This window comes from uncultured Parasphingorhabdus sp. (assembly GCF_963975735.1).
In the GTDB taxonomy this organism is placed as follows: Bacteria; Pseudomonadota; Alphaproteobacteria; order Sphingomonadales; family Sphingomonadaceae; genus Parasphingorhabdus.
The window spans coordinates 184,082-199,112 of sequence record NZ_CAXBIA010000002.1 but is presented as its reverse complement, the minus strand read 5'-3'; the positions used below and the strand labels follow the sequence as shown (position 1 = coordinate 199,112).

The following is a 15,031-nucleotide window of genomic DNA, read 5'->3' as shown; positions in this document are numbered from 1 at the left end:
ATTTCTCCCCTAGCCGCCCGTCAGCTGCGCGACAATAGCATCGCCGATTTCCGTGGTCGAAGCCTCGCCGCCCAGATCATGGCCGAGAACCCCTTGAGCGAGCACGGCGGCAACCGCTGCCTCGACCCGGTCCGCCTCGGCGTCCATGCCGAAACTGTGCCGCAACATCATCGCTGCGGACAATATCATCGCCGAGGGATTGGCAATGCCCTGCCCTGCGATATCCGGCGCGCTGCCGTGGATCGGTTCGTAGAGGCCCTTGGTGCCTTCGCCGAGCGATGCCGACGCCAGCAGGCCGATCGAGCCGACGCACATGCTCGCCTGGTCGGAGAGAATATCGCCGAACAGATTGCCGGTGACGACCACATCAAACTGGCCCGGGTTGCGCACCAGCTGCATCGCCGCATTATCTACATACATGTGGCTGAGCTCAACCTCCGGATATTCGGCCGACGTCTCGATCATCACGTCGCGCCACAATTGCGATGTTTCCAGCACATTGGCCTTGTCGACCGAACAAAGCCTCTTGCCCCGCACCATGGCGGTCCGGAAAGCGACATGCGCGATGCGCCGGACTTCGCTCTCGTCATAGGACATGATGTCATAGCCTTCGCGCAGGCCGTCCGCCGTCTTGCGCATGCCCTTCTCGCCAAAATAGACATCGCCGTTGAGTTCGCGGACAATCACAACATCGATGGTGCATGCGATTTCGGGCTTGAGGCCGGAAGCATCTTCCATGCCCGGGAACATTTTGGCGGGTCGCAAATTGGCAAAAGTCTGCATTTCCTTGCGCAAGCCGAGCACCGCCTGTTCGGGGCGCAGGTGGCGTTCCAGATTGTCGCAGGACGGATCACCGACCGCGCCGAACAGGACCGCATCGGCCGATTTCGCCAGCGCGACCGTTTCCGGTGGCAGTGGATGGCCATGGTTACGATAGGCTATACCGCCGACATCGGCGTGCTCGAGCCGCAGGCCCGCCAATTCCATAGCTTCCAGAACGCGCAGCGCCTCGACCATGATTTCCTGACCAATACCGTCTCCGGCAAGCACCGCAATATGCATGATTTTTCCTTCTTGTGAATGCGCCGCTTCCTGCCGAGAATCGCGCGATTAGGCAACCACCCTTTTCAGCCGGTCGACCAGAACCGAGCGCGTCGCCATCACATCCTTGCGGCGGTCGTCGAAGAAATGGCGTTTCAGGAAAAAGCCGGTGACGCGCAATCCGTCAAATATCTCGTCCCACTCAGAGGTTACCGGCTCTTTCAGAAAGGCCGGGAGCGGCAAAAGGCGGTCCTTGTAGAGCGCTCCGGCTCCCGCGCTCACCGCCATCGCGCTTTTGGGACTAATATAGACGAGATCCTCCGCAGAGCCGGTTACTGCGCATTTGTCCAGCGCCAGCCCGAAGCCCAGTTCAGAGAGCAAAAGCAGTTCATAGCGCACCAGAGCCACCGCCCAGCCCTTGGCAGACGGAGCACCGCAAATCGCGTCGAGCAAGGCGGACAAAGCGGAATGGATTTGCGGATAGCTATGCTCTTCCGGAAGCACCGCAGCGGTCAGGGCAGTCACCCAGTCGAGCGCGGCGCTGGCCAGCGGCTCGCCCAGAAACGGCCCCCGGCTCTGCTGCAATTCCGCCGTCATCGACGCCAGCTGCTCCTCGGTCCGCGCCCGATAATCAGCCTGCACAATATTGGACGGAATCAGCACAGGCCGCATCGTCCGCGAATGCGCGCCGCGGACATAGCCGGACATGAGACCGTTTTCGGGTGTTAGCGAGCGCACGACCGCACCGTGTTCGCCGTGGGAACGGACCGAGCAGATTATTGCTGTGGTGCGGAGACTAGGCAAATCATTCTACCGTTGGATAGTTCCGACTGGTGTGCAAGATCGCATCAATCAGAATATTCTCAGGTTTACCGTTAAACCCAAGACGATATACCACAATATAAGGCAGCCCGCTCACGGACAATTCGAAAGTATTTTCAATTCTGCCAATCTTTCCCAGTTGAGGGAAGTCACCAAGAACTTCGATATTTTGCCGCAGGCGGCCGACAACCCTGAAGGCTGCGGCAGGACTGTCTCTCGCGATCCAGTCAAATATATCTTTAAGGTCTCTGACTGCGCCGGACGAGAATTCAATCATCTAGGCCGAGTGCATCCCAGACTTCTTTCGCTGGATAGATTTTCGCACCCTTGTCGGTATCATTGATCGACTTTTCGACTTTTGTCCGAAACCAGTCATCATATCCAGCATCCGGCTTTTCTCCGGTGATAGTGACCTTTACAGCATCGGTTTTGCGTTGCTCGTTCATGAGCAGATAATATCACGCTATGTCATTTGTGGCAACAAACTCGCTAGGCATGAAAATAATCGTAAATCTTCTGCGCCACCGTTGCCGATACGCCGGGTGCGCCCTGCAGATCATCAAGCGAGGCATTTTTTACCGCCCGGGCGGTCCCGAAGTGCAGCAATAGCGCCTTTTTCCGGGACGGCCCTATGCCCGGAACATCATCCAGTGAACTGTGCCCCACGGATTGCGCGCGTCTGGTCCGGTGCGCGCCAATGGCGAAACGGTGGGCTTCGTCGCGCAGGCGCTGGAGATAGAAAAGCACCGGGCTGTTCATCGGCAGGTTGATCTGGCGGCCGTCGGGAAGGTGGAATGTTTCCCTCCCGGCATTGCGGTCCGGTCCCTTGGAGACACCGATCATCACGACATCCTCGACCCCGATTTCGGCGAGCGCACCGCGTGCCGCGCTCATCTGTCCCTTGCCGCCATCGATCAGCACCAGATCGGGCCATTCGCCCTTGGCACGATCAGGGTCTTCCTTTTGCGCGCGCGAGAAACGCCTTTCGAGCACTTCGCGCATCATCGCGAAATCGTCGCCCGGTACGATATCGGGATTTTTGATATTGAACTTGCGATAGGCGTTCTTGCGAAAACCCTCGGGTCCGGCAACGACCATGCCGCCGACCATATTCGTCCCCTGAATATGACTGTTGTCATAGATTTCGATACGATCCGGCACCGCGTCCAGTTCCAGCAGTTCGACCATCTCGCGCATGATCTTCGCCTGGGTGGAGGTTTCCGCCAGACGCCGGTCGAGCGCGTCTTCGGCATTTCGGCTGGCCTGGGCCAGCAGTTTCCGGCGATCCCCGCGCTGGGGCATCGACACGCTGACCTTGTATTCGGCCTTGGTGCTCAGTGCTTCCGCCAGCAGCTCCGCGTCCGGCAATTCCCGGTCGAGCAGGACCAGCTTCGGCGGTGGCATCTGTTCGTAAAATTGCATCAGGAAGCTGGAGAACACCTCTTCAATCTCGACGCTGGTGGTGTGGGCCGGGAAGAAGCTGCGATGGCCCCAGTTCTGGCCACCGCGGATGAAGAAAGCCTGGATACAGACGGTCGAGCCCTTGGCCGCCAGCGCGAAAATATCGGAATCCGGCAATCCCTGCGCGTTGATCGCCTGACTGCCCTGAATGAAGGTCAGCGATCTCAGCCGGTCACGATAAACCGCCGCCATTTCGAAATCGAGACTCTCTGAGGCTTTCTCCATCGCGCCGCCGAGCTTGTGCTGCACCTCGGTCGACTTGCCGGAGAGAAAATCACGCGCATCCTTGACCAGCTCGGCATAATCTTCCTTGCCGATCCGGTCGACGCAAGGCGCGGAGCAGCGCTTGATTTGATAGAGCAAACAAGGCCGCGAGCGGTTGTTGAAAAAGCTGTCGGTACAACTGCGCAGCAAAAACAGTTTTTGCAACGCATTGATGGTCTGGTTGACCGAACCGGCGCTGGCGAACGGCCCGAAATATTGTCCCTTGATCCGCTGAGCGCCGCGATGTTTCGTAATCCGCGGAAAATCATGGTCGTCGCGAAGCAGAATGAATGGAAAGCTCTTATCATCGCGCAGCAACACATTGTAAGCGGGCCTGAATTTCTTGATCAGCTGCGCTTCGAGCAACAAGGCCTCGGCCTCACTGCCGGTGGTTACGATCGTCATTGAGCGGGTTTGTGCCACCATCCGCATCAATCGCTGCGGCAACCGGTTGATCTGGACATAGGCGCCGACGCGGGACTTTAGCGAGCGAGCCTTGCCGACATAGAGCACGTCGCCACGCTTGTCCTGCATACGGTAGACGCCCGGCCTTGTAGGCAGTGTATTCAATACCTCGCGGATCGCCGCCATCCCGGCTTCGAGATCGGGTGTATCGCCCTCCCCGCGCACCGCATAAGTCGCTTTATCCTCGTTGAAACGGGAAGCGGCATTGGGATGATCGGGACGGTCGGCTTTGGACATGGGATTGGTTTAAGTGAGGCTTAGATGCATTGCCAGAGCAATTACATCCTCTCCCGCAGGGAGAGGCAAGTATAGCTTGTCAGCTTGCTGACTAGCGAAACTCGGTGAGGGGTTCGAAAGTCGGGAGGGCAAAACCCCTCACCGACTGCGCCTAAGGCAATAAATTGCCGAGGCTTGTTGCCTCTCCCGATGGGAGAGGGTCCTGGTTCAGTTCAGCGTTTTGCCGATATCGCCAATGGCCTTGTCGATCAAAGCCTTGTCCGCAGCAGCGTCATGACGCGCAGCAATCAGCGCTTGCGCTGCCTGGGTAGCTGCTGTCGCTGCCTTGGCGCGAACTTCCGCGATCGCGGAACGTTCCGCCGCGCCGATCTTCTCTTCCGCCATTTTCTTGCGGCGGGCGACCAGCGCCTTGGTGTCGGCTTCTGCCTGTTTGACCAGAGTAGCCGCTTCTTTTTCGGCATTTTCCATCAGCGCTTCGGCTTCTGCCTGCGCGCCAGCGGTCTTGGCTTCATATTCGGCTTTCAGAGCCTCGGCTTCCTTGCGGAGATTAGCCGCTTCGTCGAGAGTCTTCTTGATCTCGGCGATCTGCTTGTCGAGCATAGCGCCAATGATCTTCGGAACCTTGGCCCACAGCATGATGCCGAATACGATCAGCATTCCCACGGCAACCCAACCGGTCGCATTCAGTCCGAGTGCGCTTGCTTCCGCGCTTTCTGCCAAAACTGTCAATAGCATCGTCTATCTCCTTCAGCAGGCGCTCAGAAAGCGGCCTTGACCGCTTTCTTTGCATCGGCTGCCGAAACCTTGGCACCGGAAACCGTCGCCACAATCGCTTGTGCTGCTTCGGCGGCTACGGCTTCGATTTCCTTGAGAGCGGACGTCTTCGCCGCTTTCAAAGCGGCATCCGCTTCGTCAGCCTTCTTGGCAAAGGCGGTATCGGCCCGTTTGACCGCAGCCTCGTTCTTCTTGGCTGCCTTCGCCTTGGCTTCGTTGATATTGCCAAGGGCATCGGCCCGCGCATCGTTGATGCTGGTGCGATAATCGGTCTCGATCTGCTCGGCCTTGTCTTGCGCAGCCTGAGCTGCAGCAAGATCATCCGTAATCCGCTTCTGGCGGTCGTCGACCGTCTTGCTGATCTTGGGCACCATATTCCGGGCTATGCCGAAATAGATGATTCCGATCACGATCAGCAGCCAGAAAAACTGGCTACCGTAGACTTCCAAGAGCTGACTAATTTGAGGCATTATTCACCTGTAAATTCAAGACGCAAAACCGATAATCTGGCCGAGCTGCGCAAGGCCAGCGCATTCAGCAGATTATTCTGCTGGTGCAGCTGCCGGTGCTTCTACAGCAGCAGGCGCTTCAACAGCGGCTGCTTCAACTGCAACGACATCTGCTGTTGTAACAGCTGGCGGAGCATAGAGAATGATCATTGCAACAGCGAAAGCGATCAGGCCGAGCAATTCAGCAGCAGCAAAGCCGATGAACAGACGTCCCTGCTGGCCGTCAGCCGCAGATGGGTTACGCAAAGCGCCTTCAAGGAAGGAACCGAAAACATTACCAACACCGGTAGCAGCAGCGCCAACGCCGATTGCAGCCAGGCCAGCGCCGATAACTTGTGCAGAAGAGAGATCCATTTTTTTTAACTCCGTATTGTAAGACTAGATTGAAAGTGACTTAGTGAAGATTTTCCGCATCGTTGATATACAACGATGTGAGAAGAGCGAAAACATAGGCCTGAATGGCGCAAACCAGCAATTCCAGCGCGCTGACAAAGGCGATGAAGACAATGCTGAGAACCGCGATACCCCAACTGGCGCCGCCCGCGTCAATCGCCTGGATGACGAAATTTGCGAACACCTTGATCAGGATATGGCCGGCGATCATCGCAACGAACAGTCGCAGCGCGAGGCTGAACGGACGCACGAGGAAGGACAACAGCTCGACCATGAAGATCAGCGGGATCATCGGCAGCGGCGTACCATGCGGGATGAACAGGCTGAAAAACTTGAAACCATGTTTCCAGAAACCGACAACCAGGACGATCGAGAAACTGATCGCTGCCAGCAGGCCGGTGACGGTAAACTGGCTGGTGACGGTGAACGGATGGATGCCGGGGATGATACCGAATGGCATCATGCCGAGCAGGTTCGAGAACAGGATGAACATGAACAGGGTGAACACCCAGGGCGTATATTTCTTGCCATTGGGGCCGATGCTGGTGGCGATAATATTATCGACAAAGCCGACTACGCCTTCGACCATGATCTGCCAGCGACCGGGAACCAGTTCGCGCTTCATTCCGCCCATCATGAACACATAGAGAAGCCCGAGGACGAGGAACATCCAGAGCGCGCTGTTCGTGAAACTGATCTGCTGTCCGAACAAAGTGAAGCCATCAAAGATGGGCTGCACTTCAAACTGGTGCATAGGATCAATTTTGCCTTCTGTAGCCACTAATCTAACCCCTGATCGTCAATCATCATCATCTGCTAATGCCGTCCCGATGTCAGCCACCGGTTGGCTCGAAATCTTGTAAATCCTCCAGAATGCCGTTCCAATCCCGAGGAAAAAGAACGACAGAAGGAACAATGGCGAAGTTCCAAACAGATTGTCAAAAAGCCAACCCAATCCGAAACCGACGACCACACCCCCGATCAGATAACTTAGCACGCGCATCCCGAGTTGCTGATTTGCATCAGGCTCCCGGTTCAGGTGCTTAGCTTTGATCCGCTCTCTATTCTGTGCTGTTTCCAGTCGCTCTTCCAGCGATGAAACCCGCACATCCTCTTCGAGGGGATCCCGATCAGATTCGCTTACTGCCATTATCGCTCCTATAAAAGCCCCGAAGAGCGCCAAAAAGAGCCATAGATAACAGCAGGCCGACCCGCCAAGGCGCGGTCCGTTTAGGAAAGCAGCGTTCCCAAGTCAACAGCAATGCTGCAATGCGGAAACTTGGCCGTTTTCGAGGCCGGATATTCGTCCGATCAGGATCGGAAAACCAATCTACAGCGGGCGCATTAACAGCTTCATTCCGGTCGCCGCCTTCGGTCCACATCACTGAAAATCCGCTGGAATATTGCCAGGGCGCGAATCCCTTTTCATGCTCCAACCAGCTTTTTTCGCCTTTCCGGCGGCGCTATATGCTAGCGCTGGCATGATGCAGACGCCGGGGAATATATGTGACTTTTGATCTGAAGAATCTCGACCTGTTCGTGCGCGTGGCAGCGCTCGGGGCGATCGGCAAGGCCGGCGCCGAATTCAATCTGTCGCCAACCAACGCGACCCAGCGAATCCAGGCGCTCGAGAGCGATCTCGGCGTCAAGCTGCTCAACCGGACCACGCGCTCGATATCGCTGACTCCCGACGGCGAGGTCTTTGTCGACCATGCCAAACGCATTCTCGACGCTGCCGAGGAAGCCCGGCAGGTGCTGTCCCAATCGACACATTCGGCATCCGGACTGCTCCGGGTCACCGCATCGGCAACATTCGGGCGGGCGCATATCGTGCCTTTTCTATCGGAATTTCTCGAACGGCATCCCGATGTCACGCTAGATCTCAATCTGACCGACGCGGTGATTGATATTGTGGAACAGGGCTATGAACTGGCTTTCCGGATCGGCGAACTGGCCCCTTCTTCCCTGCTGGCCCAGAAAATCGATGCCAATCCTGAATGGCTGGTCGCCTCGCCCGCCTATCTGGAGCGCGCGGGAAGACCGCAAAAACCCTCAGACCTGACTGAACACGCCTGCCTGCCGCTGGGCAATTTGCGCCACTGGCAGCTGACCGGACCGGACGGCCGTATCCATGACGTGCCGGCGACCGGGCCGGCGACAGTCAACCATGGCGAAGCGATGAGCGTGCTCGTCCGCGCAGGAGTCGGCATCGGCATGGCAGCTCTCTGGCATGTCGGCCCCGACATCCGGTCGGGCCGACTGGTCCACGTCCTGCCCGACTATAAGGTCACGCGCGAAACCAACATCTGGGCCGTACGTCCACCGGGCCGGGTGATGCCGGCCCGGGTTAAAGCCTTTCTCGATTTCATGCAGCGGCGGATAATCGAGACGAACCGGCAGCGCTATGGCGGGCTGGCCTGAGCCTTTATTTTGATTTCCAAAATAATCAATTTCATATTCAGGAGATAGAACCGATAATCGGAACCGTTATGTTATGCCCAACAGCAACGGAGCAAAATATCATGACCCAATTATCAGATAGCCAGGTTTCATTTACAGACACTGGCGATCAGGTGCCGGAAGAGCAGCACATCATTCCCGCCGATGGCGACCGCAACACGGCCGGACTGAACGCCGATCGCGATATCACCTATTTCGCAAAGCACCGGCATACGGTGAAGGCCTTTGACCCGAAGCGCAATATCGCCCCGGAATATGTCGAGAAAATCCGCGATCTTTTGCGCTTCAGCCCTTCGAGCACCAACGCCCAGCCGTGGAAGTTCATTCTGGCATCGACCGAAGAAGGCAAGGACCGGATCGCCAAGGCCACCGACACGCTCTATCCGTTCAACAGCCCAAGTATCCGTAACGCGTCGCATGTCGTCGTCTTCGCCAGCCGCCTTGCGATCGAGGAGGATTTTCTGTTGAAAGTCCTCGACCAGGAAGAAAAAGACGGCCGGTTCGAAGCCGACCCCGAAACCTTCCGCGCCCAGATGCACGGTGGCCGCAGCCTGTTCGTCAATCTGCACAAACAGGATATGAAGGACGCACAGCACTGGATGGACAAGCAGGTCTATCTGAACATCGGCCAGTTTCTGCTCGGCGTTGCGACGCTCGGTATCGACGCCACCCCGATGGAGGGAATCGACACCAAGGCACTGGACGAGGAATTCGGACTGCGTGACCAAGGCTATAACAGTCTCGTCGTGGTCGCTCTGGGCTATAGCGACGAAGAGGCGGACTATAATGCCAAATTGCCGAAATCGCGCCTGCCGCTCTCGGACATACTGACCGAAGTCTGAGCCCTGCCGCATTTTTCGATAACAGAAGGATATCCCATGACAAAAACGGTGCTGATAACCGGCTCGACCGACGGAATCGGTCTCGGAACCGCCAAGATACTGAGCCAGTCAGGGCAAAATATCCTGCTGCACGGGCGCAACGCGGCGAAGCTGGCTGACGCCAAGGCCATGCTCGAAGCCATTGCGGGCCATGGCACCGTCGAGACCTATGTCGCTGATCTGTCCGATATGGCTGCCGTCGAAGCCCTGGCCGGTGCGTTCATGGCGCGGCACGACCGGATCGATGTACTGATCAACAATGCCGGGGTGTTCGCGGTCCCCGATCCGCGGACAGCTGCGGGCCTGGATATCCGCTTTGCCGTCAACACGATCGCCCCCTATCTGCTAACCCGCCGCCTTCTTCCCATATTGGACAAGTCCGCCCGCGTGGTGAACCTGTCGTCGGCGGCCCAGTCACCTGTCGACATGGATGCCCTCGTCGGGAATGCGAGCCTGTCCGACAGCGCCGCCTACGGGCAGAGCAAGCTCGCCCTGACCATGTGGTCGCGCAGCCTGGCGCAGGAGCTGGCACCCGATGGCCCGATGATTGTCGCCGTAAATCCGGGCTCGTTTCTGGGCACAAAAATGGTGAGAGAGGCCTATGGGTCAAAAGGAAATGATGTCGGGATCGGGGTCGATATTCTGGTCCGTGCAGCCTTGTCCGAAGAGTTCGCCGAAGCCTCCGGCCTCTATTTCGACAATGACAGCGGCCAGTTTGCCCGCCCTCACCCCGACGCGCTCGATCCGCAAAAATGCGAGAGACTGATGCTCCGTCTCGACGCGATATTGCAGGATCTGGCCAACGAGACAGAAACATCATGAACCGTTCCCCCAACCCGAATCAACCGAGCCAAGGAAACACCCCATGACCATTGCCGTAACCGCAGCATCCGGACAATTGGGCAGCGCCATCATCCGCGCTCTGTCTCGGATGACGGATGAACCACTTGTCGGGCTGGCCCGGTCTCCCGATAAGGCCGCCGGGCTCGGCGTCGAGATCCGCCCCGGCGACTATGCCGATCGTGAACAAATGGAAAAATCGCTCGCCGGGGTCGACACATTGCTGCTGGTTTCCGGCATGGCCGCCCCCGATGAACGGATCGGGCAACATCGCAATGTCATCGAAGCAGCGCGCGCCAATGGTGTCCGGAAAATCGTCTATACCAGCATCCAGGGGGCCGAGACCGGTACCGCCTTTTCCCCGATCGTGCAAAGCAACCGCCAGACCGAAGCGGATATTCGCGCGAGCGGTCTCGACTGGGTGATCGGCCGCAACGGCATCTATATCGAGCCGGACATCGACTATCTCGACAATTACAAGGCGAGCGGCGAGATCGCCAATTGTACCGGTGACGGCAAATGCGGCTATACCACCCGCGACGAGCTTGCCTTCGCCTATGCCAGAATGTTGACGGAACCTGTCCATCACCGCCAGACTTACCGGCTCCATGGCGAGCCGATCAGCCAGACAGAACTGGCGGGCTTTTTCAACCGCGCCTTCGGTACCGATCTACGCTATCGCGCGATGAGCGTCGCGGACTATCGGGCCGAACGGATCGCTGCGCTCGGGGAATTCATGGGCACGATCATTGCCGGCATCTATGAGGGAATCCGGCTGGGTGCGCTTGATACGGAAAGCGAATTCGCGAAAGCGGCGGGCCGACCGCATCAAGGCTGGGACGATTATTTCGCATCCCTCAAGCAATAATATGGCACTGCGCCGATCGCGCGTCCGCAAGACATGAAAAAGGGGCATACCAGCCTGGCCGGCACGCCCCTTTTTCAATGTGATATTAAAATCTATATCACGGGCAGCGCGAATCCCGGACAGGATCGCTAGCATCCCGCGTATTCCAGGTGCCAGTCGGCGTCTGGTATTTCTCGCCAGCCGATGTCCGCATGATCAGGTTGCAGCCCGAGGTAAAGGCAAATTGCTCTACCGTCGAATTGGTTTCCTGCGCCTTGCGGGTGTAAGCAGCCTTGCGTTTGATATTGATATCCTCGACCAGCGCCTTGATCGCTGGTGACGGGGACGTCACATAACCGAGATAGCCGTCCGGCTTTTCGCCAATCTTTCCCGATGACCGCGCCGCTTCATAAGCGGGATCGCGTTGCGCCATCACGGGTGCGGCGACAACCGCCGTCAAAACCAGTCCGCCGATTACAGCCAAAGCCTTGTTTTTCTTTACATAGTCAAACATCAGAAAATATCCGCTTCCTCGTTGATTAAACTTTTTGCATCGCCGTCAAGGCGATAGACCACTTCCTGCTTGATGTTGATATTGAGGTTGATGACAATCGGCTTGTCCGGTGCAGTCACCTGCACGCAGGCAGAAAGCCCGATTGATGCCCCCAATATCAGGCCGGCAGTGGTTAAACTCCTCATATTGCGTCGAATCGCACCATATGGACGATCCGTCAATTGACTTGTCTGATAAAGCATCATCGCTTTCCCCTGGCTGAATGGACTATTCATCTTCTTCTAGAACCTTCACCGCGGCTTTGGCCCGGTTCTCCTGTGCCCGCAGCAGCGCCGGCAGATTTTGCCCGACCAGTATTTCCGGCTCATAATAGGATTTGGCGCTACTCATCAACTGCATGAAGGGCGCCTGGATCCGGACGTTAAACTGGATCGGGATACGGGCGAGCTGCTTGGTGATAAAATTGCGGCTCGCATCATCGCCTTGCTGGAGCCCGTCAAATTTCACCTCGGTGATGATTTCGCCGGCGATGTCGCCATCCATACCGATGGTGAGATTGCGATATTTGATCGATTTGAGCGCGTTGAAGGCAAAATTGGCCATCGTGCCCATGTCTTCATAGGTCAGCTCTCCAACGTAGGCGAGCGTACCGCCGCCTTCCCGCGCCACCAGATAGCCCCCGACTATCCGGCCGCCGTCCTGATCGAATACCATCGGCAGCTTGCCATCAAACACACCGGTCGCGGTCATATTCTCGAAATCGAACTGGGTCAGGAACTGCGCGGCATCAACGCCTTCGACGGTGAACTGCAGTCGCCTTTCGGCTTCCTCGCTCAGATCCAATATCGTCGGCTCGAGATATAGACGGCCGCCGGCAAAAGGCCATTCACCGCCTTCAACCTGCAATTTGAAGTCGGGGAGCAAACGATAGCGGATTTGCCCGTTGAAGACCGCGACGCCGGGATTTACCTCGGACAGACTGACTAGCTGTCCCGGCGCGGTTTCCAGCGCGAGCAGATCGGAGAAATTGATTTCGCCTGACAGGCCGGTGACCGGACCAAAAGCCGCCGCCAGGTTCAGGCCATTGGTACGGAAGGTCCCGGTACTTTTAATACCATTTTCGGAAGCATCCCAGTCGATCCGCCCGACGCCGGATATTTCACCCTGGACATTGGCGATCACACCCAGAGTCAGCGGAGTCAGCTGTTCCGGTTGCAGCTTTTCATTGAATACCAGCGACTGCACGTCGATCAACGCCCTGCCTTCACTATTCTTCAAAGCATGGACAATGTCGATGGCCGCAACTGCGGTCAGCGTTTCCGGTTCACGAAGCCAGCCGGTTGCCGTCAAGTCACTGCCGTCAAAGCCCAGCTTGACGTCGTTGCTGATCAGGGGCCGGAACCGTTCAACCGGCTGCTCGTCGCGGACCAGCAAACTGGCATCGGCGAGAAACTTGCCATTTTCATAGCGCCAGTCCCCTTCGACATTTTCCATCAGCAGCGGGACATTGGCGACCTTGCCGGAGGCACCTTCGATCCGGCCTGTAAGGCTGCGGCCAAAGGCTGCGCTCAGCACGGCCATGTCGAGGCGCGTCATATTGCCCGCCGTTCCCAGCCGGACGCCGACATTTTGCGCCTTCAAACCATTGGCCAGTGAGAAACCGAGTGCGCCGCTCGAAATCGCCAGCGGCGTGCCACCGACATCGCCATTCAGCTTGAGCGATGGCGCATTGGCCGCGATATTCACGCCCGATCCATTACCCGAAACGATCGCATCTCCCTGCGGACAAAGCCGCGCGCTGGTCGGCCCTGCGTTCAGGGATGCTGTGCGCAGGCTGGCAAATTGCAGATTGATACATTGGTGGAACAGCGCAAAACTGCCGTTTCCGGAGATAGAGCCACTGACCGGCACTTGCAGGCCGGTAATCTGTCCGTCACCCAGCGGTCCGGTCAATATTATCCGGCCGTCGACATTGGTCCCGCCCTGGCGCGTCGGTGAAAAGGCGAGCGCCGGAATTTTCAGCTGTGCCGAACCGGCCTGGTAGGTTGCCATTTCAAGCCGGCCGGAGAAGCCGCGTGAGAGGCTGCCGTCGTCGAGGATAAATTTGGCGCTGGGAAAACCGCCGCCTTCCAGGCGAATATTTCCGTCAGCCAGCATCCGGACATTCTTGTCGGTGAAAGCCAGTAGCAACGGATCACTCAGATCCAGCGTAGCGCCGGAGCGCGAGCGTGCGGTCAGCGCATTGAGCGATAGTGTTGTCCGCGCAGCCGCTTTCGAAAATTTGATATCGCTGGATATATCCAGCCGGTTCCCGGCCTGCTGAACGGCTTTTGCCAGCCGCGCGGCAATCGGACCGACCGGTGTTCCCGCGGTTGATGCCGACAGGCTGCCCGCCTGCCGCAACAGATTTTGCGCCACCTGAACCCCGCGAATTTCCGGCTGACCGGCATAGCTGGCGGTCATCGACCCATCGCCATAACCCAGCACGAACGGTCCCTCGATCCGCGAGCTATCGGCGCGACCATAAGGCGATTTCAGACCGCTTGCGGTCAGATCGACATCGCCTTTGCTCTGTTTGAAATCACCGGCAAAAGTCACCGAGGCCCTGATTTCCTGACCGCTATAATCGGCATAACGAAGCGGCCCGCCGAGCAGACCGACTTTACCCGACCAGCTGGCCAGATTCTCACCCAGATCAACCGAGACCTGCGCGGCGAAATCTTCCGCGCTCAGATCAAGGTCGCTACAGGCCACAACCGGCAGCCGCAACGGCCCCTGCAAATGCGGTTTCTTGCCGCGAATCGCGATCTGGCCGAAAAAGGTCGGCTTCGTCATCGCACAACCGCCAGCATCCAGATTCTGGCTGATCGCCGCGATTTCTCCGTTGAAGCCGTCGTGCAACTCGCCCTGACCGTTCAGCGCCAGCCCGATGACACCATATTCGCTGTCGATCCGCAGCTTTGCATCGCTCAGCCCCAGCCACATATCCGGCAGCGCCAGCGGGCTGTCATCTTCGGGATCGGTGAATTTGTCGAGTTCGCCAAAGCTGAGCTTGCCATTTTCCACCCGCCCGAACAGCTTCACGCCACTCGCCCGGATCCAGTTGATACCAACGCCGCCCATGGTCAGCGAATTGCCGACTTCGACCAGATCGGCGGTCATATCCGGCCGCTCGGGATCACCGATCACCAGATTGCGAATGACCTGTTTGCGAAGACCTATATCTTCAATCTCGTAGCTGGCGGTAACATCCATCTTGTCTAGTTCTGACTGGACAATATTATCGGCCAGCGTCGTCCGGCTGATCCACAGGACGACCAGCGCGAGCAGAATCAGAACAAGCAAAATCCCGCCGAACAGTCGAAACCGGGAGCGGCGACCGACAGGGTCATTTGCGATTTCTTCATCCATTGCGGCTGAAATGCATAAGTCTTCCTTAAGTTGCAATGTACAAGTGTCTGAAGAGACGAGTTTTCACAGCTTTATTCGAATATTGGACATATTCGGCCTGTTTTCTGCTTAT

16 protein-coding genes and 1 pseudogene are annotated in these 15,031 nt (G+C 57.5%); 4 read left to right on the top strand and 13 right to left on the bottom strand.

The window, feature by feature from the left end; all coding sequences use genetic code 11:
• Nucleotides 1–9: 9 nt before the first annotated feature.
• The 10 genes and pseudogenes from leuB to AACZ86_RS04520 form a co-directional block, all read right to left on the bottom strand.
• On the bottom strand, nt 10–1,062 hold the full coding sequence (gene leuB / locus AACZ86_RS04565; RefSeq protein ID WP_339689729.1) for a 3-isopropylmalate dehydrogenase: 1,053 nt from the start codon (nt 1,060–1,062) through the stop codon (nt 10–12).
• Nucleotides 1,063–1,110: 48 nt separating this feature from the next.
• Complete coding sequence (gene recO, locus AACZ86_RS04560; RefSeq protein ID WP_339689726.1) at nt 1,111–1,845, bottom strand: DNA repair protein RecO; 735 nt, start codon at nt 1,843–1,845, stop codon at nt 1,111–1,113.
• Nucleotide 1,846: 1 nt separating this feature from the next.
• Nucleotides 1,847–2,140, bottom strand: a complete 294-nt coding sequence (locus AACZ86_RS04555) for a type II toxin-antitoxin system RelE/ParE family toxin (protein ID WP_339689724.1) — start codon at nt 2,138–2,140, stop codon at nt 1,847–1,849.
• Nucleotides 2,133–2,309 (bottom strand): hypothetical protein, encoded by a 177-nt coding sequence (locus AACZ86_RS04550; protein WP_339689722.1) that lies wholly within the window; start codon nt 2,307–2,309, stop codon nt 2,133–2,135. Before AACZ86_RS04550 ends, AACZ86_RS04555 begins: the two co-directional genes overlap by 8 nt.
• Before the next feature lie 43 nt (nt 2,310–2,352).
• Nucleotides 2,353–4,290, bottom strand: a complete 1,938-nt coding sequence (uvrC, locus tag AACZ86_RS04545; protein ID WP_339689721.1) for an excinuclease ABC subunit UvrC — start codon at nt 4,288–4,290, stop codon at nt 2,353–2,355.
• Between the two features lie 207 nt (nt 4,291–4,497).
• On the bottom strand, nt 4,498–5,025 hold the full coding sequence (locus AACZ86_RS04540) for a F0F1 ATP synthase subunit B (RefSeq protein ID WP_339689718.1): 528 nt from the start codon (nt 5,023–5,025) through the stop codon (nt 4,498–4,500).
• A gap of 23 nt (nt 5,026–5,048) precedes the next feature.
• Nucleotides 5,049–5,534, bottom strand: a complete 486-nt coding sequence (locus AACZ86_RS04535; protein ID WP_339689716.1) for an ATPase — start codon at nt 5,532–5,534, stop codon at nt 5,049–5,051.
• Between the two features lie 174 nt (nt 5,535–5,708).
• Nucleotides 5,709–5,927, bottom strand: a pseudogene (locus tag AACZ86_RS04530) (F0F1 ATP synthase subunit C); the annotation flags it as partial.
• Between the two features lie 40 nt (nt 5,928–5,967).
• Nucleotides 5,968–6,720, bottom strand: a complete 753-nt coding sequence (locus AACZ86_RS04525) for a F0F1 ATP synthase subunit A (RefSeq protein ID WP_339689714.1) — start codon at nt 6,718–6,720, stop codon at nt 5,968–5,970.
• 45 nt (nt 6,721–6,765) lie between these two features.
• Nucleotides 6,766–7,116 carry an AtpZ/AtpI family protein gene (locus tag AACZ86_RS04520; protein WP_339689711.1) on the bottom strand — a complete coding sequence of 117 codons (351 nt, stop codon included), beginning with the start codon at nt 7,114–7,116 and terminating at the stop codon, nt 6,766–6,768.
• Nucleotides 7,117–7,472: 356 nt separating this feature from the next.
• Between AACZ86_RS04520 and AACZ86_RS04515 the strand changes: the two genes are divergently transcribed.
• The 4 genes from AACZ86_RS04515 (at nt 7,473) to AACZ86_RS04500 (ending at nt 11,015) form a co-directional block, all read left to right on the top strand.
• On the top strand, nt 7,473–8,387 hold the full coding sequence (locus tag AACZ86_RS04515; RefSeq protein WP_339689709.1) for a LysR substrate-binding domain-containing protein: 915 nt from the start codon (nt 7,473–7,475) through the stop codon (nt 8,385–8,387).
• A 101-nt stretch (nt 8,388–8,488) separates the two neighbouring features.
• Nucleotides 8,489–9,268 (top strand): oxygen-insensitive NAD(P)H nitroreductase, encoded by a 780-nt coding sequence (gene nfsB, locus AACZ86_RS04510; protein WP_339689707.1) that lies wholly within the window; start codon nt 8,489–8,491, stop codon nt 9,266–9,268.
• Nucleotides 9,269–9,304: 36 nt separating this feature from the next.
• Nucleotides 9,305–10,129, top strand: a complete 825-nt coding sequence (locus AACZ86_RS04505) for an SDR family NAD(P)-dependent oxidoreductase (protein ID WP_339689705.1) — start codon at nt 9,305–9,307, stop codon at nt 10,127–10,129.
• A gap of 43 nt (nt 10,130–10,172) precedes the next feature.
• Nucleotides 10,173–11,015, top strand: coding sequence for an SDR family oxidoreductase (locus tag AACZ86_RS04500; RefSeq protein WP_339689704.1), 843 nt, complete (start codon nt 10,173–10,175; stop codon nt 11,013–11,015).
• Between the two features lie 97 nt (nt 11,016–11,112).
• Here the strand turns inward: AACZ86_RS04500 and AACZ86_RS04495 are convergent, their stop codons facing one another.
• From AACZ86_RS04495 to AACZ86_RS04485, 3 genes are all read right to left on the bottom strand, one after another.
• Nucleotides 11,113–11,427, bottom strand: a complete 315-nt coding sequence (locus tag AACZ86_RS04495) for a YdbL family protein (protein WP_339690243.1) — start codon at nt 11,425–11,427, stop codon at nt 11,113–11,115.
• A gap of 80 nt (nt 11,428–11,507) precedes the next feature.
• Nucleotides 11,508–11,693 carry a YnbE family lipoprotein gene (locus AACZ86_RS04490; RefSeq protein ID WP_339689702.1) on the bottom strand — a complete coding sequence of 62 codons (186 nt, stop codon included), beginning with the start codon at nt 11,691–11,693 and terminating at the stop codon, nt 11,508–11,510.
• Nucleotides 11,694–11,775: 82 nt separating this feature from the next.
• Nucleotides 11,776–14,919 carry a YdbH domain-containing protein gene (locus tag AACZ86_RS04485; RefSeq protein WP_339689700.1) on the bottom strand — a complete coding sequence of 1,048 codons (3,144 nt, stop codon included), beginning with the start codon at nt 14,917–14,919 and terminating at the stop codon, nt 11,776–11,778.
• Nucleotides 14,920–15,031 lie beyond the last annotated feature (112 nt).

Bases quoted from the DNA above. Each gene is read 5' to 3' on its own strand.
- AACZ86_RS04550 (WP_339689722.1), bottom strand. From the start codon at position 2,309: ATGAACGAGCAACGCAAAACCGATGCTGTAAAGGTCACTATCACCGGA.
- AACZ86_RS04535 (WP_339689716.1), bottom strand. From the start codon at position 5,534: ATGCCTCAAATTAGTCAGCTCTTGGAAGTCTACGGTAGCCAGTTTTTC.
- AACZ86_RS04525 (WP_339689714.1), bottom strand. From the start codon at position 6,720: ATGCACCAGTTTGAAGTGCAGCCCATCTTTGATGGCTTCACTTTGTTC.
- AACZ86_RS04540 (WP_339689718.1), bottom strand. From the start codon at position 5,025: ATGCTATTGACAGTTTTGGCAGAAAGCGCGGAAGCAAGCGCACTCGGA.
- AACZ86_RS04555 (WP_339689724.1), bottom strand. From the start codon at position 2,140: ATGATTGAATTCTCGTCCGGCGCAGTCAGAGACCTTAAAGATATATTT.
- AACZ86_RS04495 (WP_339690243.1), bottom strand. From the start codon at position 11,427: ATGGCGCAACGCGATCCCGCTTATGAAGCGGCGCGGTCATCGGGAAAG.
- uvrC (WP_339689721.1), bottom strand. From the start codon at position 4,290: ATGTCCAAAGCCGACCGTCCCGATCATCCCAATGCCGCTTCCCGTTTC.
- nfsB (WP_339689707.1), top strand. From the start codon at position 8,489: ATGACCCAATTATCAGATAGCCAGGTTTCATTTACAGACACTGGCGAT.
- AACZ86_RS04500 (WP_339689704.1), top strand. From the start codon at position 10,173: ATGACCATTGCCGTAACCGCAGCATCCGGACAATTGGGCAGCGCCATC.
- AACZ86_RS04505 (WP_339689705.1), top strand. From the start codon at position 9,305: ATGACAAAAACGGTGCTGATAACCGGCTCGACCGACGGAATCGGTCTC.
- AACZ86_RS04485 (WP_339689700.1), bottom strand. From the start codon at position 14,919: ATGGATGAAGAAATCGCAAATGACCCTGTCGGTCGCCGCTCCCGGTTT.
- AACZ86_RS04490 (WP_339689702.1), bottom strand. From the start codon at position 11,693: ATGAGGAGTTTAACCACTGCCGGCCTGATATTGGGGGCATCAATCGGG.
- AACZ86_RS04520 (WP_339689711.1), bottom strand. From the start codon at position 7,116: ATGGCAGTAAGCGAATCTGATCGGGATCCCCTCGAAGAGGATGTGCGG.
- leuB (WP_339689729.1), bottom strand. From the start codon at position 1,062: ATGCATATTGCGGTGCTTGCCGGAGACGGTATTGGTCAGGAAATCATG.